Origin of the sequence: Halococcus sp. IIIV-5B (assembly GCF_003602035.1) — an archaeon.
Lineage (GTDB): Archaea > Halobacteriota > Halobacteria > Halobacteriales > Halococcaceae > Halococcus > Halococcus salsus.
In genome coordinates this window covers 1-21,675 of the sequence record NZ_QZWE01000013.1, presented here as the reverse complement: position 1 = coordinate 21,675, position 21,675 = coordinate 1, and the positions used below count along the sequence as shown (strand labels likewise).

The 21,675-nt window shown below is 65.0% G+C and carries 27 protein-coding genes, 2 tRNA genes and 1 pseudogene; 17 read left to right on the top strand and 13 right to left on the bottom strand.

What is annotated here, in order from left to right; translation table 11 throughout:
• Positions 1 to 42: 42 nt before the first annotated feature.
• Positions 43 to 1,461, bottom strand: a complete 1,419-nt coding sequence (locus D3261_RS10395) for a single-stranded DNA binding protein (RefSeq protein ID WP_120072112.1) — start codon at positions 1,459 to 1,461, stop codon at positions 43 to 45.
• A 120-nt stretch (positions 1,462 to 1,581) separates the two neighbouring features.
• On the bottom strand, positions 1,582 to 2,247 hold the full coding sequence (locus D3261_RS10390) for a hypothetical protein (RefSeq protein WP_120072110.1): 666 nt from the start codon (positions 2,245 to 2,247) through the stop codon (positions 1,582 to 1,584).
• Between the two features lie 84 nt (positions 2,248 to 2,331).
• Here D3261_RS10390 and D3261_RS10385 point away from each other — a divergent pair.
• Positions 2,332 to 2,404: transfer RNA gene (locus D3261_RS10385), tRNA-Arg, on the top strand.
• Between the two features lie 375 nt (positions 2,405 to 2,779).
• On the opposite strand, the gene D3261_RS10380 is transcribed toward D3261_RS10385, so the two are convergent.
• The gene (locus tag D3261_RS10380) at positions 2,780 to 3,691 is read right to left on the bottom strand and encodes a DUF6293 family protein (RefSeq protein WP_120072108.1); all 912 of its coding nucleotides are present in this window, start codon (positions 3,689 to 3,691) and stop codon (positions 2,780 to 2,782) included.
• 203 nt (positions 3,692 to 3,894) lie between these two features.
• Here D3261_RS10380 and D3261_RS10375 point away from each other — a divergent pair, with 203 nt between their 5' ends.
• The 3 genes from D3261_RS10375 (at position 3,895) to D3261_RS10365 (ending at position 6,127) form a co-directional block, all read left to right on the top strand.
• Positions 3,895 to 4,680: a hypothetical protein gene (locus D3261_RS10375; protein WP_120072106.1), complete on the top strand. Its 786-nt coding sequence runs from the start codon at positions 3,895 to 3,897 to the stop codon at positions 4,678 to 4,680.
• 2 nt (positions 4,681 to 4,682) lie between these two features.
• The gene (locus D3261_RS10370; protein ID WP_120072104.1) at positions 4,683 to 5,132 is read left to right on the top strand and encodes a hypothetical protein; all 450 of its coding nucleotides are present in this window, start codon (positions 4,683 to 4,685) and stop codon (positions 5,130 to 5,132) included.
• Positions 5,133 to 5,377: 245 nt separating this feature from the next.
• The gene (locus D3261_RS10365; RefSeq protein WP_120072102.1) at positions 5,378 to 6,127 is read left to right on the top strand and encodes an SDR family oxidoreductase; all 750 of its coding nucleotides are present in this window, start codon (positions 5,378 to 5,380) and stop codon (positions 6,125 to 6,127) included.
• A 69-nt stretch (positions 6,128 to 6,196) separates the two neighbouring features.
• Here the strand turns inward: D3261_RS10365 and D3261_RS10360 are convergent, their stop codons facing one another.
• Positions 6,197 to 6,811 carry a DUF1508 domain-containing protein gene (locus D3261_RS10360; protein ID WP_120072100.1) on the bottom strand — a complete coding sequence of 205 codons (615 nt, stop codon included), beginning with the start codon at positions 6,809 to 6,811 and terminating at the stop codon, positions 6,197 to 6,199.
• A 92-nt stretch (positions 6,812 to 6,903) separates the two neighbouring features.
• Between D3261_RS10360 and D3261_RS10355 the strand changes: the two genes are divergently transcribed.
• A complete protein-coding gene (locus D3261_RS10355) occupies positions 6,904 to 7,176 on the top strand; it encodes a hypothetical protein (protein ID WP_120072098.1) in 273 nt (90 codons plus the stop codon).
• A gap of 1 nt (position 7,177) precedes the next feature.
• On the opposite strand, the gene D3261_RS10350 is transcribed toward D3261_RS10355, so the two are convergent.
• On the bottom strand, positions 7,178 to 7,621 hold the full coding sequence (locus D3261_RS10350; RefSeq protein ID WP_120072096.1) for a MaoC family dehydratase: 444 nt from the start codon (positions 7,619 to 7,621) through the stop codon (positions 7,178 to 7,180).
• A 135-nt stretch (positions 7,622 to 7,756) separates the two neighbouring features.
• Between D3261_RS10350 and D3261_RS10345 the strand changes: the two genes are divergently transcribed.
• Genes D3261_RS10345 through D3261_RS10335 form a run of 3 tightly spaced genes read left to right on the top strand, consistent with a single transcriptional unit; the run spans position 7,757 to position 9,313 of the window.
• Positions 7,757 to 8,128 (top strand): DUF4112 domain-containing protein, encoded by a 372-nt coding sequence (locus D3261_RS10345; protein WP_120072094.1) that lies wholly within the window; start codon positions 7,757 to 7,759, stop codon positions 8,126 to 8,128.
• Between the two features lie 4 nt (positions 8,129 to 8,132).
• Complete coding sequence (locus D3261_RS10340) at positions 8,133 to 8,786, top strand: DUF309 domain-containing protein (protein ID WP_120072092.1); 654 nt, start codon at positions 8,133 to 8,135, stop codon at positions 8,784 to 8,786.
• 38 nt (positions 8,787 to 8,824) lie between these two features.
• The gene (locus tag D3261_RS10335) at positions 8,825 to 9,313 is read left to right on the top strand and encodes an SHOCT domain-containing protein (protein WP_120072090.1); all 489 of its coding nucleotides are present in this window, start codon (positions 8,825 to 8,827) and stop codon (positions 9,311 to 9,313) included.
• A 94-nt stretch (positions 9,314 to 9,407) separates the two neighbouring features.
• On the opposite strand, the gene azf is transcribed toward D3261_RS10335, so the two are convergent.
• Together azf and D3261_RS10325 are read right to left on the bottom strand one after the other, a co-directional pair.
• Complete coding sequence (azf, locus tag D3261_RS10330) at positions 9,408 to 10,172, bottom strand: NAD-dependent glucose-6-phosphate dehydrogenase Azf (RefSeq protein WP_120072088.1); 765 nt, start codon at positions 10,170 to 10,172, stop codon at positions 9,408 to 9,410.
• Positions 10,173 to 10,225: 53 nt separating this feature from the next.
• Entirely contained in the window at positions 10,226 to 10,834 is a 609-nt protein-coding gene (locus tag D3261_RS10325) for a translation initiation factor IF-2 subunit beta (protein ID WP_120072086.1), read from the bottom strand.
• 440 nt (positions 10,835 to 11,274) lie between these two features.
• Between D3261_RS10325 and D3261_RS10315 the strand changes: the two genes are divergently transcribed.
• The gene (locus D3261_RS10315) at positions 11,275 to 11,670 is read left to right on the top strand and encodes a dihydroneopterin aldolase family protein (protein WP_120072082.1); all 396 of its coding nucleotides are present in this window, start codon (positions 11,275 to 11,277) and stop codon (positions 11,668 to 11,670) included.
• Position 11,671: 1 nt separating this feature from the next.
• Here D3261_RS10315 and D3261_RS10310 read toward each other — a convergent pair whose 3' ends face one another.
• Entirely contained in the window at positions 11,672 to 11,977 is a 306-nt protein-coding gene (locus D3261_RS10310) for a MazG-like family protein (protein WP_120072080.1), read from the bottom strand.
• Positions 11,978 to 12,057: 80 nt separating this feature from the next.
• On the opposite strand from D3261_RS10310, the gene D3261_RS10305 reads away from it, so the two are divergent.
• Complete coding sequence (locus D3261_RS10305; protein WP_120072078.1) at positions 12,058 to 12,540, top strand: DUF5790 family protein; 483 nt, start codon at positions 12,058 to 12,060, stop codon at positions 12,538 to 12,540.
• A gap of 15 nt (positions 12,541 to 12,555) precedes the next feature.
• On the opposite strand, the gene D3261_RS10300 is transcribed toward D3261_RS10305, so the two are convergent.
• A complete protein-coding gene (locus D3261_RS10300) occupies positions 12,556 to 13,299 on the bottom strand; it encodes a creatininase family protein (RefSeq protein ID WP_120072076.1) in 744 nt (247 codons plus the stop codon).
• 72 nt (positions 13,300 to 13,371) lie between these two features.
• Here D3261_RS10300 and D3261_RS10295 point away from each other — a divergent pair, with 72 nt between their 5' ends.
• Positions 13,372 to 13,716, top strand: a complete 345-nt coding sequence (locus tag D3261_RS10295; RefSeq protein WP_120072074.1) for a DUF5789 family protein — start codon at positions 13,372 to 13,374, stop codon at positions 13,714 to 13,716.
• Here the strand turns inward: D3261_RS10295 and D3261_RS10290 are convergent, their stop codons facing one another.
• Positions 13,717 to 15,660 carry an ABC transporter ATP-binding protein gene (locus D3261_RS10290; RefSeq protein ID WP_120072072.1) on the bottom strand — a complete coding sequence of 648 codons (1,944 nt, stop codon included), beginning with the start codon at positions 15,658 to 15,660 and terminating at the stop codon, positions 13,717 to 13,719.
• Between the two features lie 100 nt (positions 15,661 to 15,760).
• Entirely contained in the window at positions 15,761 to 16,276 is a 516-nt protein-coding gene (locus tag D3261_RS10285) for a DUF192 domain-containing protein (protein WP_120072070.1), read from the bottom strand.
• A gap of 83 nt (positions 16,277 to 16,359) precedes the next feature.
• On the opposite strand from D3261_RS10285, the gene D3261_RS10280 reads away from it, so the two are divergent.
• Together D3261_RS10280 and D3261_RS10275 are read left to right on the top strand one after the other, a co-directional pair.
• Positions 16,360 to 16,433, top strand: a tRNA-Val gene (locus D3261_RS10280).
• 503 nt (positions 16,434 to 16,936) lie between these two features.
• Positions 16,937 to 17,476 carry a hypothetical protein gene (locus D3261_RS10275; RefSeq protein ID WP_120072068.1) on the top strand — a complete coding sequence of 180 codons (540 nt, stop codon included), beginning with the start codon at positions 16,937 to 16,939 and terminating at the stop codon, positions 17,474 to 17,476.
• Between the two features lie 38 nt (positions 17,477 to 17,514).
• Here D3261_RS10275 and D3261_RS10270 read toward each other — a convergent pair whose 3' ends face one another.
• Complete coding sequence (locus D3261_RS10270) at positions 17,515 to 18,300, bottom strand: PGF-CTERM sorting domain-containing protein (RefSeq protein WP_120072066.1); 786 nt, start codon at positions 18,298 to 18,300, stop codon at positions 17,515 to 17,517.
• 189 nt (positions 18,301 to 18,489) lie between these two features.
• Between D3261_RS10270 and D3261_RS10265 the strand changes: the two genes are divergently transcribed.
• Entirely contained in the window at positions 18,490 to 19,302 is an 813-nt protein-coding gene (locus tag D3261_RS10265) for a molybdopterin-synthase adenylyltransferase MoeB (protein ID WP_120072064.1), read from the top strand.
• Positions 19,303 to 19,305: 3 nt separating this feature from the next.
• On the opposite strand, the gene D3261_RS10260 is transcribed toward D3261_RS10265, so the two are convergent.
• Positions 19,306 to 20,223 carry a cobalamin-binding protein gene (locus tag D3261_RS10260; protein ID WP_120072062.1) on the bottom strand — a complete coding sequence of 306 codons (918 nt, stop codon included), beginning with the start codon at positions 20,221 to 20,223 and terminating at the stop codon, positions 19,306 to 19,308.
• A 74-nt stretch (positions 20,224 to 20,297) separates the two neighbouring features.
• Between D3261_RS10260 and D3261_RS10255 the strand changes: the two genes are divergently transcribed.
• The 3 genes and pseudogenes from D3261_RS10255 to D3261_RS10245 form a co-directional block, all read left to right on the top strand.
• Positions 20,298 to 20,906, top strand: coding sequence for a DUF6663 family protein (locus D3261_RS10255; protein WP_120072060.1), 609 nt, complete (start codon positions 20,298 to 20,300; stop codon positions 20,904 to 20,906).
• Between the two features lie 23 nt (positions 20,907 to 20,929).
• Complete coding sequence (locus tag D3261_RS10250; protein WP_120072058.1) at positions 20,930 to 21,223, top strand: hypothetical protein; 294 nt, start codon at positions 20,930 to 20,932, stop codon at positions 21,221 to 21,223.
• A gap of 77 nt (positions 21,224 to 21,300) precedes the next feature.
• Positions 21,301 to 21,675: pseudogene (locus tag D3261_RS10245) on the top strand (hypothetical protein); the annotation flags it as partial.

Genomic DNA, 21,675 nt, shown 5'->3' with positions numbered 1-21,675 from the left:
AGCAGTACGGGCGACTGTTTCACTCATAAGCGTTCCGTGACGCTACACGATATCGTCGGCATCGAGCCGACCGTCCGACGCCGGCCCGCGAGCGGTGACCTCCTCGCCGAGGTGGACGTCGACGCTGGTCTCGACCCGCATCGTCTCCGTGCCGTTGTCGAGCACCACGGGGTCGCCGGCCTGGACGACGGTCCCCGTGAACTCGATCGGTTCACCCGGTGCGGCGTCGTCGGCGGGCTGGTCGTCGGTGGCCGCCGGTTCGTCGCCTTCGGACGAGGGGTCCCCGTCCCCCGAGAACGCGTCGAGGCCCGTGCTCCCCGACGCCTCCGCCGCGTCGGTCTCGGCCGTGCGGGTCGTCGACTCGGAGCCGAGCGCGATGATGCTCGCCTGCCAGCCCGCCGAGGCTTCGAGGTCGTCCTGCCAGCCGTCCTGGATCTCGACGTCGGTGAACTGGACCTCGTCACCGGGGCCGAGATCCCGGTCGGCCTTCTCGCCCCAGAGCGCGACCCGGATGTCGCCGGAGTCGTCCTGTATCCGGAGGTTTCTGACCTGCCCCTCGGAGCCGTCGTCCCGGTCGAAGGTCCGCTTCGGGTCCGCCGAGCGAACCACGCCGCCGATGTCGGCGGTGGTGTCGATCTCCAGCGCCGCGATCGGGATCGTCTCGGCGACGTACTCGACGTCGGCCTCGACCTCGTCGAGCGAACTCCGGTCGTTCAGGTGGAGTTCGAGGTCGCCGTTTCGCTCCCTGACGTAGGCGTCGACGAGTTCGACGGTGGTACCGGGCGAGAGCTCCTCGACCAGTTCGGTTTGGTCGTCCCAGAGCGTGACCCGGACGCGCCCGGTCTCGTCGCCGAGCGTGAGATTCGAGACCCGGCCCTCCGAGCCGTCGTCCCGGTCGAACGTGCGGACGGAGTCGGTGTCGAGCACGATGCCGGTGAGCGAGACGTCCGATTGGCCGAGCGAGAGCCCGCCGATCGAGTCGGCCTCGTCGAGGTCGACGTCGATATCGATGTCGGCGGGCTGGGCGTCCGACGCGCTGACCTCGAGCCCGTTGTAGCCCTCGCGGGGCTGGCCCGCGATCTTGAGGACGTCGCCGGCTTCGAGCTCCTCGACGGCGGCCTCGGCGTGGTCGTCCCAGAACGCCACCCGGATGTGGCCCGTCTCGTCGGCGACGTCGAGATTGACCACTCGGCCCTCCCGGTCCTCGTCGTCGCGCTCGAACGTACGGAGTTCGCCGATCCGGAGGACCTTCGCCGCGAAGGCCGCCTCCTCCATGCCGGGTTCGATGTCGGCGACGCCCTCGATCTCGTCGTCCGAGAGCTCGTGAGCGATCAACATCGCGGCGGTCTCCTCGTCGGCGAGGCCCCCCATCTCCTCGACCTTCCGCTCGACGGCCTCCCGGAACTCGGGTTCGGGCACGTCGGCATCGAGATCCGCGTAGATATCCTCTATCGCACCCATTGGCGAATCCAGAGCCGGTGTGCGCTTAAGCGTTGTCGTCACCGCCGAGACCGCCTCCCTCCGGCGGTTTCGCGGTGTCGTCGGATCCCCGTCCGGGCCGGGTTTCGGGGCCCGAACGGATCAGCCGGTCCGGTCGGTCGTCGCGACGGTCCGTCGGTCGCCAGCGCCGTCGTGGACCACTCGCACCGAGTCGGGCAGGTCGTCGGGGGTGACGGCGAACCGGTACTCGACGGGCGTGAGCGCCTGGGTGCACATCACGTCCGTGCCGGCATCGCGCTCGGTACCCACCGAGACCACGAGGGTCCCGCCGTCCGACTGGACCGAGTCGAGCACCGCCCGCCGGCAGCCGTCCTGGGCCATGATCGTCCCGGTGACGACGACCCGTGACCCACCCTCCTCGAAGGTGATGGCTGCCCCCTCTCCCAACTGGGTCGATTGTGGATCGGGAGGCGGTGTCGCCGTCCCATCGCTCCCGGTCGTCACGGTCGCCGACGCGTCGGTGGTCTCGGGCTGGGTGGTCGCAGATGTGGTCGTCGCGGGTTCGGTCGTTGGCTCACCGTCGGTCGTGACGGGTCGGCCGGTCCCCGTCGATTCGCGGGCCGACGTTTCGCTCCCGCTCGTCGCCCCGGTCGTGGGTCGGGCGCTCGTGCCGTCCGGTCCGTCGGTTCCGGTCGAGCCAGCCGTCGCTTCGGAGCCGTTCGCACCCGTCCCGTCGTCGCCGCTACAGCCGCCGAGGATCCCGAGGAGGGCGACGCCCGCGCTCGCGAGCACGCGTCGACGGTTCATGCCCTCGGGTTGGGTGGTGGGGGCATGGCTCTTGTGGCGGGTGGATCGTAACGCGTTTAACCGGAACTCCTGTAGTGAGGGTGAGTCCTGGTTGGGTAGTGGACTATCCTACTGGCCTGCGGAGCCGGTGACCGGAGTTCAAATCTCCGCCAGGACGTTCACTCACTTCGTTCGTTCACGACCTGGCGTGCCCTGCGCTCACTCCGTTCGCGCAGGACTCCGCCAGGACGTTTTCGTGCCACAACTCGGTGAGCAGGGCGAGCTATTTGCGTGGAAAAGAATTCACAGATATAGCGATTCATCGCCGTACGGCTCGTTACGCACGTTGACGACGCCGTTTCGGCACACGGTGGACGCGAAGGTCTCACATCGTGTGCGCTTCTCTACCGAGCTTATAGTGCCATCGCTGCTGTGTAGTTCCATGGGCTTTCAGTTCCATGAGAAAGCCGCGTTCGGGCGGTGCAACGCCCGGACTTTTCAGCGTCTATGACTTTCTCGTGTATAGATATACAAAGCAGGAATATATAGATTTCTAGTCATGAATTCGCGGGTTATCATGTGTTTTCACCCACATCCTCCCCATCGTCGATAGCTCTGTTTCCAGTCGGTTTCCGACCCACTCACGATCCACATATCCCTTTTCGTCAAGCTTTGATACGTTGTACTGCACTCGGCTCCGGAATGATTCGTTGTATTCCTCGTTGAGAACCTGCGCTAGTTCTTCAGCAAGCGCCGATGTTGATGCGACTGTATCCCCTTCAAACAGGAAATCCAAAATGGTTCTCTCGAAATCATCTACGCTACTGCGCGGGGACGAGGGAAACTCAACATACATCTGACCGTTTAGGCTTCGGGCACCTTCGGTGACTCCTCTCTTATTGATTCGGTCAAGAAGCTGTTGAATATCACTAATTATGTTGTGTGCGCGCAAATCCTCATACTGTTTTAGAAATTCGCTAGTGTCCTCGAGAACTTCCATCATTTCTTGGACCAGATAGTTTTCCGGGGAAACATAGTAGGTGTGTAATGAATCCCGAATCTCCTCGATCTCCTCTTGATACTCGGTAATAATGGAATCTGCTGCAGTAGCGAATGCGAAGGCGACCGTTCTTGGCATAGATGAGATATTGACAAAGACCTCGTTCCCCCGCTCTAGTTCGTCAAGTATGTACTCGTATGCCATTGGATAGAGCGTCTCATACTCAAACATCTTATCGGTCTCGATAGGTTTCTGTTCAACTTCGACATCTATCAGTTCGAATGACTCTTCTAAGCGCTGGGTCATATTGCCCGCAAGCTTCGCAGCCTCGTTCAGTTCCTCATCTAGGTCACCAGCGTTCGTAATGAGGACAACCCGATCGGCCTCCATCTGTCCCTTTGAGATCGGGAAGATGAGCCGCTCAAAGTCAAATCCAACTGGAATGAAATGAACTCGTTCGGTCATAGTTTCTCTTTCTCGATTTGGGCTAAAGTCCTTCGTTATATGCGTCACTTAGCACACCACTTATGCTTGCCACCCCTTCTTGTGCACAGAAATCGGCTCCCCACGCTAGTTGTTGGACGCACTTTGAACAAGGCTTTAGTTCGTAGAGACACTTAGTGGTAACCAGGTGCCTTCGAGACAAAACCGCACCTGAAAACAGAACCATGCCGAAACTCTACCCACCACGCCAGTTCGTCGCGAAAGTCGACCCGTTCAACCCTAATGAGCGCGAGCTCTTTTGTGGTCACGAGTCCGTCCCGTTTCTCCAGGTGAAGGTTGGCGATTCACACTGGCTACTGGACAACCCTGTAGACGATCTCGTTGGACCCAATCAACAGCTCATCTTGGTCGATTGGGAGGACGGGGAAAAACTCAAAGACCGAGATCCGGGCGACGTACTCCAGCGATGCCTTGAGTTGGAGCCGTACATCGATTACGCGTTTCTCGGTGATAGGTGGACGTACGAGGAGAAAATGACACCTCGTGAGAATCGGCGACAGATCAACATCTCGGTCGGTCTCCAGCGATTCTACGGGGAGGGCTTTGGGAGGTACAACGTTGACATCGAGTACAACCCGATGGTACTCGGGTGGGAACCCTGGCACTTTCAGAGATTCGACGAACTGCTGAACGACTTTGGTCGAACCCTGGTTGGCTTCGATGCTACCGGATATCGGTCGAGATATCGGATGAGGGAAGACATGAACTCCGCACTGAGCACCTCAAACATTCAGGGAATATACGTGAACGGGCGTATCGGTCCGACTCACTTAGCATACCTACCCAACGAGGCCAAGGCGTTCTCCGGGAAGAGCGAGCTCCTCAAAGAGATACGAGTTGGTCAAGGCGAGTTTAGCCGAGCTCTCTTGTCCCCCAACATTAACCGGCGAAACGATGCTTTCGAGAACCCTCAAGCAGAGCTCGGAGAATTCGGCAGCGTAACATCATAACAATGACACCACGCAAAGGAGGCGGTGGGCAAAGCCCACCTGACGACGAAGGAGGAATCGTTCAAACGGCGGGCGACGAACCAATCAACGCCTCATTAGATCGGTCTGTAGAATACGAAGAGGGCGAATTTCAGTTCATCTATGGCGACATCGTTCACAAGGAGGGAGAAGAGAACCCCGGAAATCTAGTGGTTGTAAATCTCCCCGATGTTGTTGCCAGTCGCTGGCAGGCTAACGGCGGGACTTGGTCTACAGAGGATCCTACATACCGCCCGGAGGACCAAGTGGTCATCGTAGTTCCGTTACCAGAACTGGATTCGTACATACCGGATTGGGATGAACGAGAGGAGGAAATACCACGTGATCAGTTAGAGGATGACGGGATCACGGCGTTCATCTATCCTGGTGGGAAATTAGACCTGATTGAACCGTCGCATCTCCGAGACAGCTAGCGAACAGCAGTATCTTTGAGCTGGTCTTGGCCAACAGCCAATGACGCGCGTCTTTATCAAGAGTCGTCTCGTCGAATTGCACCGTGAGGACAGAAGCGCATCCTATCCGGGTGTCTAACACTGAATGCCCCCGGCGCTCTACGTGGACTATTCTACTGGCCTCCAGAGCCAGTGATCGGGAAATGCGCACGTAGACTCCGTTACCTCGGGTTGGAGTATAAGTCCATGACAGCCCATCCCCGAGCATGGATTTGTCGGGAACCGTCGCGGTCGTGACGGGTGCGAGCCGCGGGATCGGGCGGTCGATAGTCGAGCGATACGCCGAGGAAGGAGCCAACGTCGTCGCCACCGCACGGAGCGCCGACCAGCTGGAAACGCTGGTCGACGCCCACCCGGAATCGGTCGTGGCCGAACCCGCGGACATCCGGCGGGCGGCGGAAGTCGAAGCCGTGATCGACACGGCGCTCGAGCGGTTCGGCGGGGTCGACGTGCTCGTGAACAACGCGGCGGTCGGGCTGTTGAGCCTCCAGAGCGAGCTCAAGCCCGTCCACCGGATCGAACCCGAGGAGTGGGCCACGGTGCTCGAAACCAACCTCACCGGCGCGTTTCTCTGTCTGCGCTACGCGCTCCCGAGCATGATCGAGCGCGATTCGGGGGACGTCGTCAACGTCTCCTCGGCCTACGGAAAGCACGGCGAAGCCGGCTGGGGACCCTACGTGAGCTCGAAACACGGGCTCGAAGGGCTCACCGAGACCGTCGCGCTCGAACACGCCGACGACGGGATCAACGCGAACGCGATCACCCCCGCTGGCAGCACGAACACCGGGTTCTGGGACACCGACGAGAAGCGGTCACATCTCCCGCCGGCGGAGCGCGAGGCGGTTCAGGACCCCGACGTCATGGACGAGGCGGCCGTCCTGCTCGCCGCGCAGGGACCGGACGGCGTCTCCGGGGAGTCGATGAGCGCGCCCGAGTGGGAGGCCCGGCTCCGGTGAGTCGAAACGAGCAGGGACGAGGAAAGTACGGACGCGCAAGCAGAGCCGTATTCGGTTCGAGCCGAGGGGTCAGTCCTTGACTTCGGCCCCGAGCGCGTTGGTCTTGAGTGCCGTGAGGAGCTCCTCGGCGGCCTCGCGTGAGTCGTAGCCCGAGGGGCTGACGGCGAGGGTGCGGCCGTCGTCGTGCATCAGCCGCCAGCGCCAGTTACCGCCGCCGTCCTCGTAGAGTTCGAACGTCGCCGCGGTCTCGGTCAGCGAGACGTCGATCGACCGCCCGCCGGGACCGGGCACCTCGATGGTCTCGGGTGGCTCGACCGAGTCGGTGGGGACCTCGACGTCCGCCGACCCGCGGAGGGTCTCGACGCGGTTGCGGAGTCGCTGGCCGTAGCCCTTCGCGGCGTCGACACCCCGGCGGACCCGGTCGTCGTCGAAGCCACGGTCGAACGCGCGCTCGATGGCGCGCGAGGCCTCGCCGTTGTCGCCGAGCAGGGTGTGGCCGTCGCGAGCCAGCGCGATCTCGTAGCCGTGCCAGTCGACCCCGCTGGCCGCGTCGTCGTGGTCCAGACCGTCGCGGCCGTACTCGAAGGCGAGCACCAGTCGTTCGAGCCCCTCGCGGTCGGCGTTGTACGCAACTCGGAGGTGGGCGTTCGGCCGCACGGTGAGGGTGTACTCGTGGTCGCTCATATCACCTACTCGCTCGCCGTATGCTTATGAATGTTCATCACGCGCTCGCAACCATCCGGCGGTCGGTGCCCCCGTGCGGGCATGGGCCGGATATGCAGCGCAGAACCGCGGCCGGTCTCGCCGTCGTGGCGCTCGGCCTCGCGGTCGTGGTCGGCGTGGCCGTGCTCGGACCGACGGCGACGTGTCACTCGACGAGCGGCGAGATCGCTGGTGTCAGCCCCATCGAATACCGAGGGGTCGCCGACGGCGAACTCCAGTACAGCCGCGACGGTGGCGCGAGCGTCCGTTCGATCCCGCTCACGGTGCTCGGGGTTCCGGCAGGGTTTCTCACCACCGGGCTCGGGCTGTTCGTCCTCGAGTCTTAGGTCAGGCCGCGTCGCGCCGCTCGTAGAGCGAGAGTCCGACCATCGACAGCACCACCTCGTCGTCCTGGTTCAGCGTCGTGGTTCGACTCCGAACGAGCCCGAGGCTGTCGTTCCAGTCTTCGGTCGCCTCGACCTCGGTGTGGACCGAGAGGGTGTCGCCGGGTCTGACGGGGTTCGGCCACCGGAGTTCGTCGACACCGACCGCGCCGGTCGCCGCCGAGTCCTCGAAGACGTTCTCGACCAACATTCGCATCGTCATCGAGGCGGTGTGCCAACCGCTCGCGATCAGCCCCCCGAACAGCGACTCGCTCGCCGCCGCCTCGTCGGTGTGGAACGACTGCGGGTCGTAGCGCTCGGCGAACTCGAGTATCTCCTCGCGGGTCACGTCGCGGCTCCCAAACGACTGCTCGTCGCCCACCTCGATGTCCTCGAAGCACTCTCGCATGTCCCCCGTGGTCCCCGGTCGGGTATAGCCCTTCGCGTGCCCCGATCGGAGGTCCGATGGACAGGTCGACGGACGACGCGTTCGGTCGGCAGGTGCTGGCGGTGCATCTATCCGTTTGGGAGGACAGGGAAGCGTATGGCTGACGACCTCGACCTCGACGACCTCGACCGTGCCGAGCGCGCCGCGCTCAAACGCACGCGTGCCGCCGCGACCTTCCTCGACGAGGCGTTTCGCGTCCCCGGAACCAACTACCGGGTCGGTGCCGACCCGATCCTCAGTATCGTGCCGGTCTCGGGCGACGTCGCGGGGGCGATACTCTCGATGTACATCGTCGGCGAGGCCGCCCGGATCGGGGTTCCAGGGAAGACGCTGGCCCAGATGGTCGTGAACATCTCGATCGACACGGCGAGCGGCTCGATACCCGTCCTCGGGACCGTCGCCGACGCCGCGTTCAAGGCCAACCGGCGAAACGTCGATCTGATCGAAGAACACCTCGCCAGCGGGTGAGCCCGTGACCCGCCCCGCGAGCACCGACGACCCCGCTGCCGACCCGGTCGTCCCCGCGCTCCGGGCCGGGATCGCCGTCTACAACTCGGGCCGATACCACGCCGCCCACGACGCCTGGGAGGAGTGCTGGCTCGACCGAACGGGCGACGACGAGCGGCTGCTCCACGGCCTCATCCAACTCACCGCGGCGGTCCACCACGCGACCCAGGGGAACCAGGCGGGCGCGACGGGGCTCGCAGAGAACGCTCGCGAGTACCTCGAAGCACTCCCCGAGGACTACCGCGACGTCAACGTCGACGATGTTCGAGGGTTCCTCGTGCGGTTCGCTGCCGACCCGGACATCGAGCACACCCCGCCGGTCGAGCTGACCCATCGAGGGACCGCGCTCCACGTCGCGGCCCTCGACTTCGAGGCGAGCGCGGTCGTCGCCAGGGCGCTCGCCGAGGCCGACGGGTTCGACGTCGAGCAACTCGACCGCGCCATCGACTACGCCAAAGCGGATCTAGAGGATGGCCAGGCGACCAGCCCGTTCGTGACCCTCGTCTACGACCTCGCGCGCGAGGAGAATCGAGGGATCGTCTACCAGCGCCTCGCGGAACATACCCGTCGACGGCGTGCACGCGACGAGAGCGTCGACGGCCTGTTCGAGCAGCGTTGAGGGAAAGATTGTTATCGTTCTCGTGTGACCTTTCTTTAATGGTCACCAGCACGTCACCACTGACGACGCGACACCGGTGGCACGAACGGATCGAGCACTACACACCGGACGGTGCTGCCGGTCGACTCCTCCTCGGGGTCTTGGCCGGCCCGCTCGGTGCATTTACCCTCCTCTGGTCTGTCGGTATCGTCGTGAGTTTAGGAGTCCTCTGGACGCCCATCGCTCTCGTGCTCGCCACGGTCGGCTCCGGGGCCGTCCTTCTCTCGGTCATGATGCTCTGGCCGGTCTACCTCTCACTCATCGGGAACCTCGAATCGACGAGGGCGTACTCGAAAACGAATACGACATCGACGTCAGGGATGGACCAGGACGACCCCCTCATCGTCGTGAAACGGCAGTACGCGGCCGGAACCATCTCCGAGGCGGAGTTCGAGCGGCGGGTCGGAACACTCCTCGATACCGATGCACGGATGGACACGATAGCCGATTCGAACGACACGAAGAATCTTCTACGGGAAATCGACTGACTCGCCACGGCGCACCGAGCATCGTCGGAAGGAGATCGACGTCGCGACCAGCGATACACACAAGCTCGCGCGGTTTCCGTGGCGGAAACGGTGATCAGTCGTCGTCGTGCTCGGCGGAGTTGTCCTGCGGGTCGTAGCCCAGCACCTCGCGGGCGCGGTCGATCGAGTAGTACTTCCGGTCGTTGTCGGAGATCCCGTAGACGATCTCGAAACCGTAGTCGGCGTCGAGACATCGCTCGAAGAGGTGGGCGCAGTCGCGGTAGGAGAGCCACATCGCCTGGCCACGTTCGTAGTCCTCCGGCGGGTGGGATTCGGTGAGGTTGCCGATCCGAACGCAGACGACCCCCATTTCGGATTCGTCGTGGTAGTACCGACAGAGGGTCTCGCCGGCGGCCTTACTCACGCCGTAGAGGTTGCCGGGTCGCGGGAGTTCGGTGCCGTCGAGCCGGAACTCGTCGGGCGGACGGTAGAGTTCGGGCACCCGGTCTTCGGTTTCGTAGCCCCCGACGGCGTGGTTCGAGGAGGCGAAGACGAACCGTTCGACCCCGGCCTCGACGGCGGCTTCGAGGACGGTCCTGGTCCCGTCGATGTTGTTAGCGAGCACGCTGTCCCACGGTGCTTCGGGGCGCGGGTCGCCCGCGAGGTGGACCACCGCGTCGATGCCGACCATCGCCTCGGCCATCGCCTCCTCGTCGGTGATATCCGCCACCACGAACTCGTGGTCGAACTCGCGGGTCGGTCGGTCCCGGTCGAGGCATCGCCAGTCGTAGGCGTCGCCGAGCCGGCCGAGGATCGCGCGGCCGACTCGTCCGGACGCGCCGGTAAGCAGTACGCTCGACTCCCGTACCCTCTCCCCCATTCGAGTGGGCTTCGGATAGGGGGCGATAAGAAACGTGCGGTTCGGGTTCCGTCTCAGGCGAGCCGCGCGAACGCCAGCGTCCCGCTGATGTTCTCGATGTAGATCTCGACCACGTCGCCCTCCTGTGCACCGGGGACGAAGATGGTGTACTCGCCGCGTTCGGCCACGCCGTCGCCCTTCCGGCCCGTGCCGGTGATCTCGACCTCGTAGGTTCGACCCTCCTCGACGTCGGGGCGCTGGCGGGTCTGCTGGGAGCCGGTGTTCTTCTCGACGGGACGGAAGGCCCCACAGGCCTCACACCGGAGCATCTGGGTCCGGCCCTCGGTTTCGAGGTGGGTGTCGGGCAGGCCGCACTCCGAGCAGATCACGAACTCCTCGGTGTAGCTCCGGATGGCCTCGTCGAAGTCGTCGCTCGAAAAGGTGCCGTTGAACCGCGAGCGGCCGGCGTCGAACTGGCCGTTGGTCCCGAGTTCGCGCTGGATCACGCTGTGGATGTGTTCGGGGTCGCGCGAGAGCGCGTCGGCGATACGGCCGAGGTTGGTGAGGCGGGTGAAGGCACCGTCCTTCTGGGCCTCGGCGCTTGGGACATCGAGGCGCGAGTCGCCGGTGTCGAGGTCGGGGACCGAATCCATCGCGCGGTCGAGACTTGCTTCGTAATCCATGCCCGAACTGACGGCTCACGACCTAAAGGAATTCCGTGAGAGACCGGAACAGGGTTCCTCGCCCCGTCTCACCGGATATTTCGTGAGAGACGCGACCGATATCCACGAGCCGCAATTCGAGGTCCACACGGATCAGCCGCGGTGGCGCGCGCTTGCGGTTGGTGCGAGCGATAGCGAGCACCAACCGGAGACATCGTGCGAGGGATGAGCGGAGTGAGCGAACGCGAATGGAGCGAATCGGCTGGGGAGGCGTGTGGCCGTCGCGGGGCGGGCGGTCGCGGCTCTCACTTGCGTCAGGAGTCGTGGTCAGCGAATAAGCCGTCGGTGTGAAAGATCGCCGGCAACGAGTCGGTCACTGGAACGAAATCGGGTCACGAAACGAAGCTCCAAACGAAACCCATTGAACAGTCTATTTGCCCGCTCGACACGAAACCGAAGCCATGAGCGACGACGCGGTCACCGAATCCGACACCACCGACAGCACTGCCACCACCGAACCCTCAACCGCCGAACGCGCCTGCTTCGAGACCGGCATCAAGTTCGGCTCGCTCTACCACCAGTTCGCCGGCACGCCGGTGAGCCCCGAGAGCGCCACGAGCCTCGCGCGCGCCATCGAGGAGTCCATCGAGAACCAGCCCCACTGCGAGTCCGTCGCGGTCGAGATCCTCGACGACGAACTCGCTGCCGCCATCGACCACGGCTACACCGAGTTGAGTGGGAAGTTCATGGAGGTCGAGATCGTCGTCGAGTGCGACGGTCAGCGCGTCACGGCGGGGATGGCGATGGAGGACGGTTACCCGCTGATGGCGGTCGAGTCGGTCGAAGAAATCGAGTGATTCACTTCCCGGACGACGCGCCCCCCGTCTCGTCGAGCCGGGTCTCGTACTTTCCGAGCGCCTCGTCGAGGGCGTCGTCGGCGTCGACGTCGAGCGAATCCGCGAGCGCGAGCACCGAGAACAGCACGTCGCCGACCTCGTCGGGGCTCACCGAGAAGTTCTCCGGATCGGCCCCGTAGGCCGACGATTCCGTCGCGTCGGCCGCGATCTCGCCGACCTCGGCGGCGAGGTCGAGGATCCGGTACTCGGGCGGGGCGTCGAGGTCGTGGTCGGCGACGAACGCCGCGACTCGTCGTTGTGGCTCCATGACGAGGTGGGAAAAGCGAGGCGGGGTTTCACTTTCGCTTTCGGGCGCGCTTTTAAACCCTGCGGCAGCGAAGCCCACGCATGAGTCAGTCGACGTTCGAGGACGACGACCTCTTCGACGAGGCGGCCGACGACATCCGAAGCGACGTCGAGGAGCGCCTCGACGCGGTGGCGAACGCGCTCCCGGACGGCGACGCGATCTGGTCCGTCGAGGCCGACAACACCCTCGGGGTGCTCAACTCGTTGCGCTCGGCGCTCGACGTCGACGACGCCGCCGAGGACCTCCGGGAGGCGAAGAAGTGGTACGCGATGGGCAAACGCGCCGAGGTCTTCGAGGACAGCGACGACCTCGAAGCCCGGATCGAGACCCTCGACAGCGTCCTCACGGACGTCGAGGAGGCCCACGAACAGGCGTCGGGCCTGGCGAGCACGGTGCCCGAACTCCGCGGCGCGCTCGACGAGGCGAGCGACGCCGGTGAGACGGACGACTCGGAGGCAAGCGAGTCGGACGAGGAGTCAGACGAAGCCGACGCGGACGAGGGTGAGGCCGAAGCCGCCGAGTAACCCCAATCTCGCTCCTCACCCGTCCGTCGAGCCGTCCACGTCGCGTTCGGCAATGGCGTCGAGCAGGTCCACGAGCGACGCGGTCGACCGTTCGAGGAGGTCCTCGCCGCGGTCGATAGAGCCCTCCGCCGGATCACCGACGACGCCGTTCTCGGTGAACTCGGCCGAATCGACTGCAAGATTGGTTCCCGAAACCCACTCGCCCCAGCGCTCGCTCGCGTCCTCGCGGGCCGTCTCGATCCGGTCGTCGCGAACGAGGTCCGGGTGGGTGGCCCGCAGGAGGGCGGTCTCGACCGGGCCACCGTGGCCCATCCCCTCCGCGCCGATCGCGTCGAACCAGGTGAACGGCACGGCGTAGGCCGCGTCGTGGCGGGTGATGGCCGCCGAGACCTCTCGGAGCGCGTCGACGTTGCCGCCGTGGCCGTTCACGAGCACCACCCGATCGAACCCATGAAAAGCGAGGCTCGCGACGACCTCGCGGACGTAGCGCCGGAAGGTGTCGGGCGTGACCCAGAGCGTGCCCGAAAATCCGCGATGCTCCTCGGCGATCCCGACGGGAACCGTCGGCGCGAGAGCGACCGCTTGGTCGTTTGTCTCCTCGTAGACCTCGACGGCACCCTCGGCGACCGCGCGTGCGGTGAGGCGGTCGGTTCCGAGAGGGGCGTGCGGGCCGTGCTGTTCGGTGCTTCCGACGGGCACGACCGCGAGGTCGGTCTCGGCGTCCGCAACGTCGGTCCAGGTCGCCGCGGTGAGGTCCATACGGGGGGCGAACGGGGCCAGCGGCTTAAGCAGGCATAACCCATTTGAGTACGCCCGTCGTCGGGCGACTCGATGAGTGATACCGACGAAACCCGACAGCAGGGCATCGAGTTCGGCGCGTTCGAGGAGACGATGGAGTCGCTCGACTATCCGGTCGAGCACTCGGACCTCGTCGCCGACCACGGCGACGCCGAACTCGAACTTCCGAACGGCGACGCGACGCTCGAAGAGGTGCTCGGAACCCTCCAAGACGAAGAACAGACCTACCAGGACAAGGAAGAACTCGAAACCATGATCATGAACATGGTCGGCGACGACGCGATCGGTCGGGAGAACTACTCCGACCGTGACTCGGCGGGTATCGGCGAGGAACCCGACGAGGGTGAGGACGGGGACGACGAAGAACAGTCGCTCTGATCAGTCGTCGCCGCTTTCGGCGGTCTGAGCCTGGCGCTGGGTCGCACGCTCGATGAACTCCTCGGGGAGCTCGTCGATCTCGCCGGCCTGGACCGCCCAGAGGTTCGCGTACAACCCGCTTTCGTCGATGAGTTCTTCGTGGGACCCGTGTTCGCGGACCCGACCGTTCTCCAGCACCACGATCTGGTCGGCGTCCTTGATCGTCGAGAGCCGGTGGGCGATCGAGAAGGTGGTTCGCTCCTCGGTGAGGCGGTCGAGCGAGCGCTGGATCAGCATCTCGGTCTCGGTATCCACATCGGAAGTCGCCTCGTCGAGGATCATGATCTCGGGGTCGCTCAGGATGGCGCGCGCGATGGTGATGCGCTGGCGCTGGCCCCCCGAGAGTTTCACACCCCGCTCGCCCGCCATCGTCTCGTAGCCCTCCGGGAGGTTGGTGATGAACTCGTGGGCTTCGGCGGCTTTGGCGGCCTCGACTATCTCCTCGTCGCTCGCTTCGAAGGTCCCGTAGGCGATGTTCTCCTTGATCGTCCCGTAGAAGAGATACGACTCCTGAGAGACGTAGCCGATCGCGCGCCGGAGGCTCGACAGCGTGACCTCGTCGATGTCGGTGCCGTCGACCCGTATCTCGCCCTCGTCGACGTCGTACATCCTGAGCAGGAGTTTCAATACTGTTGATTTCCCCGCGCCCGTTGGTCCGACGAGCGCGATCGTCTCGCCGCCGTGGACGTCGAAGGAGACGTCCTCGACCGTGGGCCCGCCGTCGCCGCGTTCCGCCTCGTAGCCGAAGGTCACGTCGTCGTACTCGACGCGGCCCTCGGTCACGGTGAGGTCGGTTGCGTCGGGGTCCTGGGCGAGCCGGCTGGGTTCGTTCATCAGCCCGAAGATCCGCTCGGCGGAGGCGCGGGCGCGCTGGTACATGTTGATGATCTCGCCGAACTGCGCCATCGGCCAGATGAATCGTTGTGTATAGAGGATGAACGTGGTGAACGTCCCAACCGTGAGAGTTCCGGTGAACGGACCGGGCGCGACGCCAGTAAGTACCCAGTAGCCGCCGACGAGGAAGGTGAGCACGAAGCCGATCCCGGAGATGACCTGGAGCATCGGGAAGAACTTGATCCGGATTCGGATGGCACCCCAGTTGGCGTCGTAGTAGGCCTGTGAGACGTCGTCAACCCGGTCTGACTCGTAATCCTCGGTGCTGGTAGACTTGATGACTTGGATCCCACCGAGGTTGTTTTCGAGCCGGGAGTTGACCTGCCCCACCGAGGAGCGAACCTCCGCGTATTTGGGCTGGATGCGCTTGATGAAGTAGTAGGTGAACACCGCTACCAGCGGGACCGGAATCAGCGATACCAGCGCGAGCTGCCAGTTGAGTTTGAGCATGATCGCGGCGATTCCCACGACCATCGCCGAGAGTCTGAACAGCGAGTTCAGCCCGCCGTTGAGGAACTGTTCGAGTCTGTTGACGTCGTTCGAGAGGATCGACATCATCTCGCCGGTCTGCTTGTCGGCGAAGAAGTCCATGTTGAGCCGCTGCATCTTGTCGTAGGTGTCGGTTCGAACGGCGTGCTGGATGTTCTGCGAGAAGGCGTTCCAGCCCCAGTTACGACCGTAGTGGAAGATCGCACCACCGAAAAAGGAGACACAGATCAGCCCGACGAGCAGCCAGAACTGGCCCGTTCGCGTCGTCGGAAGCGACGACTGGGCGACCGGTATCGGGTCGAGGGTGAACGCCCGGTTACCGCGGAAGACCGCGTCGATCCCGATACCGAGGAGCAGCGGCGGCAGGAGGTCGAGCATCCGGGCGACGAGACTCGTGAGTGTCCCCACGGCGAAGGAAAACCAGTTCTCGCGACCGTAGACCGCGAAGAGCTGGCGCATCGCGTTGTCCGTTCCCTCCCGTTGTTCTTCAAAAGGGTCGTCCTCATCGAAAGAAAAACTCATTGGACGATCGAAACGGGTACTCGCTTAAAACACTTCTCAACGGACAGAACCGCTCTCCGGCGAAAATCCCCGGGTTTCGGTGTCCACGGGGACGAACTCCTCAGTCGGAGTTCTCGATCGTGACTCGGTGGCCGACGTGGATCCCGTGGCTCCGCATCCACCCGCGCGGGACTTCGAGGATGTACTTCCCTTCCCCGGTCCGTTCGATCGACTCGCCGTTCTCGTTCGGTCCGGGTGCCGGCGCTTCCCGGATCGCGTTGATCCGGCCGTCGGCCCCGATGAAGACGATGTCGAGCGGGTAGTCCATCTCGCGCATCACGTAGGTGTGCTCGGAGGACTCCTCGTAGGTGAACAGCATCCCGGAGCCGTTCGCGAGCGAGGGGGTGTCGGAGAGCCCGGTGTACTTCTTCTGGTAGGTGTCGGCGATCCGGACGTCGACCGTCCCGAGGGTCCGAGAGCAGTTGTTCGTGATCGTGACCTCGGCACGGTCGTACTCCTGGGGGGTGCCCATCAGCGACATCGGCGAGGGGACCACGCCGGCGACCACCGCCGAGGTCACCACCAGCGCGACCACCGAAAGCCCGAAGACGATGTTCACGATGCGCTGGAGCGACATATCCGAGGCTGGTCGCGTGGAGCCTAAACCGTTCCGACGACCGACGGAAAGGGTTATTTTCCGTGCCCCGGTTCGCCCATACGGGGCTCGTGGTCTAGTTGGTTATGACGCGGCCTTTACAAGGCCGAGATCGGTGGTTCGAATCCGCCTGAGCCCATGAATTCCCGCGAGCGACAGCGAGCAGTGAATTCTGGATGAGAGGGCGGATGCGAATGAGAGAACGGGCGAGCGGAGCGAGCGACGTTCGCGTAGTTCGAAGCCCCTCGATCCCACTCGATCGAATCGGTGGTCCCCACAGCCGTCGGTCGCCGATTCGGTGCGTACGATGGATGAACGGCCCGTGAAGGATGGCACGGACCGTTCCGAAAGCAAGTCTTGCAAGCGATGGCAGCCCTTGGTAGCTGACTGCGGTCGTGTCGAGATGGGGATGGGGATTGAAACTACGGTCCGTACTCTCGGGAGGGGAAGGTTTCACACACCAACGAGCTGCCGCCGTCTGTCGGTCCGAGGGGCATAACGAGGCACTGCGCGGCGCTATCGACGGACGCTCACCGCGGATCAGGGCACCGACCGACGCGTCGTCGCGTGGTAAGTGAGGGCATAGGCCGGCTTGCGACCGATGTGAATGATTTCATATAGCGGCCGGTCATGAGGGCCCGCATGGCGACCGAGGGTAAAGCCCGACCCGGTCCCCGGGACGACTACCCCTTCGCGCCGGACGAGGTTCCAGTGGTGGAGTGGAGCGGCGAGGTCGAGCACGACGACGGGTCGGAGGAGGCGTTGTTCGCGGCGACCGAGCGACGGCTGGTCTGCGTGACGCGGACGGGCGAGGAGATCGTGGACTACACCCGGATCGCCGGGGTCGAAACGCGGTCCGAGACCGGCTCGTCGGCCGGGGGGAGCTACCGTGACCTCACGGCCGGCGGGGTGGTGTTCACCGCCGCCGGGCTCGGGACGTTGGTGATCGCCGACCGGATCATCGGGATGTCGGTCGGTGTCGTGGTCGTCCTCATCGGTGTACTGTTGCTCCTCGACGTGCTCCGGAACCTCCGGAGCGGGAGCGGGATGATGACGATCGAGGCGACGGTCGAACATATTCGACTCGACCGGGTCGATGCCGCACCGCTCCAGATCACCGCCACGGAGCGGGTCGCGACGAGGCTCTGCGACCTCATCGCCGACGCACGCGACGAGCAGTGAGTTACTGAACGGCTGGAAAACGTCTCGGTTCGACGGGTTCAGCGCCGACGCACGAGGAACGCGACCCCGAGCAACGCGATGACGGCGACCACGGGTCCGAAGCCGGGCCCGCTCCCGCCACTGCCACCGCTCTCGTTCCCGGCGCTCCCGTTCGCCTCGCCGCTCGTTCCGGCCCCGCCGTCGCTCGCGGCGGTCGTTTCGGCACCGCCCGAGTCGGCCTGGGTGGCGGCGCTCGTCGCGTCGCCCTCACCGCTGGTGGCGGTGCCGGAGCTGTCCTGGACCGTGACGTCCGCGATGTCGACGACCCGGCGGTCGGAGTCGCCCTGATAGACCGGCTCGTCGGCGTCGGCGTCGAACGCACCGTTGCCGTTGGAGTCAGCGTAGAGCACCGCGGTCAGGGACTCCGAACCGTTCAGCGGGCGGTTGAGCTCGATACGGATGTTGTCGGCGATCCCGCCGTTGAGGAGGTACGACGACCCGATGACCCGTTCCTCCCCGCCGCTGGTACCGTTGATGACGATGAAGCCGTTGGTGGGGAGCGTCGCCGAGTCGACGAGGATCGTCTCACCGCTCGACTCCTGGTCGTTGAACGTGATGCTCGGCCCGTCCGACGCGCCGGCGGTGCCCGTGCTCCCGTCGGCGGTCGCCGCCTCGGTGGCCGAGTCACTCGCCGTGGTCGTGCTCTCCGCCGTCGTGGTGTTCCCGGTATCGGTCGTCGACTGCTGCGGATGGAGGGGGCCCGTGGCCGCGAGCGCACCGCCAGCGCCGGCACCCGCTATCAGCAGGGCCGACACGAGGGCGACAACGAGGGTATTCGTTCGCATGTTGGATACCGGTAGAAAGCCATGAACCATAAAAGTAGACATCCGCGCTCGCACCGGCGGCCCGAACACGGGGACGACGGCCGTGTCGATCGCATGACCATCCATGGTCGGCGCGGTCGAACCGAGCCCCAGTGACCGCCGAAGCGGGAGTCACCCGCGGGCTTATTCCGCCGGGCGCGTAGGTTCGGTATGAGCGGTCTCAGTCTCGACGGCACCCAGCTCGACCGGTACTCGCGTCACATCATCATGGACGGCGTGGGACCCGCGGGCCAGTCGGCGCTGCTCGATTCGCGCGTCCTCGTCGTCGGTGCCGGCGGGCTCGGCTCGCCCGTCATCGAATATCTCGCGGCCGCGGGCGTCGGAACCCTCGGGATCGCCGACGACGACATCGTCGAACGGAGCAACCTCCAGCGCCAGGTAATCCACGGCGACGACGACGTGGGCCGAAAGAAGATCGAGAGCGCGGCCGCGTTCGTCGCGGACCTGAACCCCGACGTCGTGGTCGAACCCCACGACGTCCGCGTCGGACCCGACACCGTCGCCGACCTCGTCGCCGACTACGACTTCGTGGTCGACGGGGCCGACAACTTTCGGACGCGGTACCTCGTCAACGACGCGTGCACGCTCGCGGGGATCCCCTTCTCCCACGGCGCGATCTACCGCTTCGAGGGCCAGATCACGACCTTCGCCGAGGGATCGCCGTGCTATCGGTGTCTGTTCGCCGAAGCCCCGCCCGCCGGCACGGTCCCCGACTGCGCGACCACGGGCGTGCTCGGCGTGCTGCCGGGGGTCGTGGGCTCGATACAGGCCACCGAGACCGTCAAACACCTCGTCGGGATCGGCGAGAGCCTCGACGGCCGACTGCTCCACTACGACGCGCTCGGGATGAACTTCGAGGAGCTCCCGATCAAATCGGATCCGGACTGTCCGGTCTGTGGCGAGAACGGTATCGAGTCGGTCGACGAGGTCGAGTACGTCGGGTCGTGTGCGGTCGCGGAATAAGGGCTAGAGTTCGGCGCGCGCCGGCCGAAGCGGTCGGGCGACGTCCGACGGCGGCGCGTCGAACAGTTCGGGCTGGACCAGCCCCGCGAGGTGTTCGAGCGAGTCGACGAGCCGCGGCCCGGGGCGGTTCATGAACCGGTGGCCGTCGAGCGCGTAGGCGCGGCCCTCCCGGACGGCGGTGAGATCGTGCCAGCCCTCGCGCTCGGTGAGATCGGCGAGGTTCTCGGCGGTCTGGTGGAGGTCGAAGCCACAGGGGGCGACCACGAGCACCTCGGGGTCGTACTCGCGGGTCGCGTCCCACTCGCGCGGGCGCGAGGCACCACCGGGTTCGGTGAAGCCCTCGGAGCCACCCGCGAGGTCGACCATCTCGGGAACCCAATGACCGGCGGTCATCACGGGGTCGATCCAGTCGAGCACCGCCACACGCGGACGGCGCTCGACGGATCCCGTCGTCGCCTCGACCGCCGCGACGCGGGCTTCGAGGGATTCGACGAGGTCGTCGGCTCGCTCCTCTCGGTCCACGGCTCGCCCGACCCGGCGGATGTCGGAGAACACGTCCCCGAGGGAGTGCGGGTCGGTCGTGAGTACCTCGCAGTCGAGGTCCAACCGGTCGATGGCCTCCCGCACGAGCACCGAATCCACGGCACAGACGTCACAGATCCCCTGAGAGACCACGAGGTCGGGGTCAAGCCGGTCGAGGGTCGCGAGGTCGATGTCGTAGACGCCTTCGCCCTCCTCGGCTTCGAGGACTTGTCGATCTATCTCGGCGCTCGACGCTTCGGCGTCCACCCGCGAGCGGTTGACGGCGGGTTTCTCGGTCGCCGCAGGTGGATAGTCGCACTCGTGGGAGACCCCGACGGGTTCGACCCCGAGCGCGAAGACGATCTCGGTCGCCGACGGGAGCAGCGAAACGACGCGCATGGGTCGAGATGGGGCGGCGAAGCCAAAGCCTTCGTGGTCGAACGGGTTTTCACCGCGACGGCGCAAGACCGACCATGCAGACGACCGCCGGGACCTACCGCGTCCTCCGGAGCCCGCGCGACCCCGACGAACTCCTCCTGCTCGACGTCGAGAGCCAGGACCCGATGTACGTCCCCTCGACCGGCTACGAGGGCGACCTCGCGGACCGGGTGGCGGAACTCGAACCCGGGAACCGGGTGGCAGCCGAGATCGCCTGGGTGGACGGCCCGCGGTTCGCGGCCGTCGAGGTCGAGACCGAAACCACCGTCGAGTTCGTCGACGGCGCGACGGGGATCTTCGAGGCCGCACGCGAGACGTGGAACGAGGCCGAGCGTGAGGGGCAGGCAATGAACTCCCGGGTGACCAGGGACACCGACGGCGAGCCGAACGGTGTCGTCTACACCTTCGCGAAGCAGTCGGGCGAACGCGACCTCTTCGCCGAGTTCCGGGACGGCGTCACCCCGCTCGAACCGCTCATCGACCGGCTCGCGGAGGGCGCGGAGCCGCCGTTCGCGGGCTTCGTCATCCGACCGGCGGACGAACCGTTCGTCCTCGTCGCGCTCGCGATCGACCAGGCGGGGCCGCTTGCCGAGACCATCCGCGAGACCTACGCCGGGGCCGCCCGAACGACGCACGGTTTATAGGACGGGCCGGTGAAGGGCGCGGTATGCTCGACGAGGCAGACCGCACGGACCTGGAGAACGTTCGGCTGCGGCTCCGCGTGCTGAGCGGGATGCACAAGCTCGACGCGATCGAACACGCCGACGACCTCACCGACCGCGAGGCGGCCGAACGGGAGGGGAAAAGCGTCGCCTACGGCAAGGCCGCCGACCACATCGCGGCGGTGCTCGACGGCGAGTACGAGCAGACCGGGATCAACGACCTCGTCTCCGAACTCCCCGCCGACTGGAGCCTCAACCTCCTCCGGTACGCCGCCTACAGCGAACGCACGGACGAGTGAGAGCGGGGCGGACCGCGGTCGGAAAATTCGTGGCGGAAATGGATAGCGTTGTGTGAAGTTTGGGTGTGGAAATTTCCATGGGTGCGATCTCCGCGGTTTCGAGCGCCGGTGCGGCAGTGCGTCGGAATCCTATCATCTTCGCGGCGATGGTCGTCGTCATGGGAATCAGTCTGCTCTCGACCGTCGTCCAGCTCCTCCCCATCGCAAACGACCCCCTCGTTTCCAGCCTACTCACCTCGGCCGTCTCGCTCGTCGTCACGGTCTTCGTCTACCCGTTCATCGAGGGCGGGATCATCGGGATGGCGCACGAAGGCGTGGTCGGCCACACGGGCTTCGGGACGTTCCTCAGCGAAGGCCGGGAGAACTACGTCGGACTCCTGCTCGCGAACCTCCTCCTGTTCGTGATCATCATCGCAGCCATCATCGTCTATCTCATCGTCTCGCTCCTGATC

Bases quoted from the DNA above. Each gene is read 5' to 3' on its own strand.
- D3261_RS10395 (WP_120072112.1), bottom strand. From the start codon at position 1,461: ATGGGTGCGATAGAGGATATCTACGCGGATCTCGATGCCGACGTGCCC.
- D3261_RS10390 (WP_120072110.1), bottom strand. From the start codon at position 2,247: ATGAACCGTCGACGCGTGCTCGCGAGCGCGGGCGTCGCCCTCCTCGGG.
- D3261_RS10380 (WP_120072108.1), bottom strand. From the start codon at position 3,691: ATGACCGAACGAGTTCATTTCATTCCAGTTGGATTTGACTTTGAGCGG.
- D3261_RS10375 (WP_120072106.1), top strand. From the start codon at position 3,895: ATGCCGAAACTCTACCCACCACGCCAGTTCGTCGCGAAAGTCGACCCG.
- D3261_RS10370 (WP_120072104.1), top strand. From the start codon at position 4,683: ATGACACCACGCAAAGGAGGCGGTGGGCAAAGCCCACCTGACGACGAA.
- D3261_RS10365 (WP_120072102.1), top strand. From the start codon at position 5,378: ATGGATTTGTCGGGAACCGTCGCGGTCGTGACGGGTGCGAGCCGCGGG.
- D3261_RS10360 (WP_120072100.1), bottom strand. From the start codon at position 6,811: ATGAGCGACCACGAGTACACCCTCACCGTGCGGCCGAACGCCCACCTC.
- D3261_RS10355 (WP_120072098.1), top strand. From the start codon at position 6,904: ATGCAGCGCAGAACCGCGGCCGGTCTCGCCGTCGTGGCGCTCGGCCTC.
- D3261_RS10350 (WP_120072096.1), bottom strand. From the start codon at position 7,621: ATGCGAGAGTGCTTCGAGGACATCGAGGTGGGCGACGAGCAGTCGTTT.
- D3261_RS10345 (WP_120072094.1), top strand. From the start codon at position 7,757: ATGGCTGACGACCTCGACCTCGACGACCTCGACCGTGCCGAGCGCGCC.
- D3261_RS10335 (WP_120072090.1), top strand. From the start codon at position 8,825: ATGGTCACCAGCACGTCACCACTGACGACGCGACACCGGTGGCACGAA.
- azf (WP_120072088.1), bottom strand. From the start codon at position 10,172: ATGGGGGAGAGGGTACGGGAGTCGAGCGTACTGCTTACCGGCGCGTCC.
- D3261_RS10325 (WP_120072086.1), bottom strand. From the start codon at position 10,834: ATGGATTACGAAGCAAGTCTCGACCGCGCGATGGATTCGGTCCCCGAC.
- D3261_RS10315 (WP_120072082.1), top strand. From the start codon at position 11,275: ATGAGCGACGACGCGGTCACCGAATCCGACACCACCGACAGCACTGCC.
- D3261_RS10310 (WP_120072080.1), bottom strand. From the start codon at position 11,977: ATGGAGCCACAACGACGAGTCGCGGCGTTCGTCGCCGACCACGACCTC.
- D3261_RS10305 (WP_120072078.1), top strand. From the start codon at position 12,058: ATGAGTCAGTCGACGTTCGAGGACGACGACCTCTTCGACGAGGCGGCC.
- D3261_RS10300 (WP_120072076.1), bottom strand. From the start codon at position 13,299: ATGGACCTCACCGCGGCGACCTGGACCGACGTTGCGGACGCCGAGACC.
- D3261_RS10295 (WP_120072074.1), top strand. From the start codon at position 13,372: ATGAGTGATACCGACGAAACCCGACAGCAGGGCATCGAGTTCGGCGCG.
- D3261_RS10290 (WP_120072072.1), bottom strand. From the start codon at position 15,660: ATGAGTTTTTCTTTCGATGAGGACGACCCTTTTGAAGAACAACGGGAG.
- D3261_RS10285 (WP_120072070.1), bottom strand. From the start codon at position 16,276: ATGTCGCTCCAGCGCATCGTGAACATCGTCTTCGGGCTTTCGGTGGTC.
- D3261_RS10275 (WP_120072068.1), top strand. From the start codon at position 16,937: ATGGCGACCGAGGGTAAAGCCCGACCCGGTCCCCGGGACGACTACCCC.
- D3261_RS10270 (WP_120072066.1), bottom strand. From the start codon at position 18,300: ATGCGAACGAATACCCTCGTTGTCGCCCTCGTGTCGGCCCTGCTGATA.
- D3261_RS10265 (WP_120072064.1), top strand. From the start codon at position 18,490: ATGAGCGGTCTCAGTCTCGACGGCACCCAGCTCGACCGGTACTCGCGT.
- D3261_RS10260 (WP_120072062.1), bottom strand. From the start codon at position 20,223: ATGCGCGTCGTTTCGCTGCTCCCGTCGGCGACCGAGATCGTCTTCGCG.
- D3261_RS10255 (WP_120072060.1), top strand. From the start codon at position 20,298: ATGCAGACGACCGCCGGGACCTACCGCGTCCTCCGGAGCCCGCGCGAC.
- D3261_RS10250 (WP_120072058.1), top strand. From the start codon at position 20,930: ATGCTCGACGAGGCAGACCGCACGGACCTGGAGAACGTTCGGCTGCGG.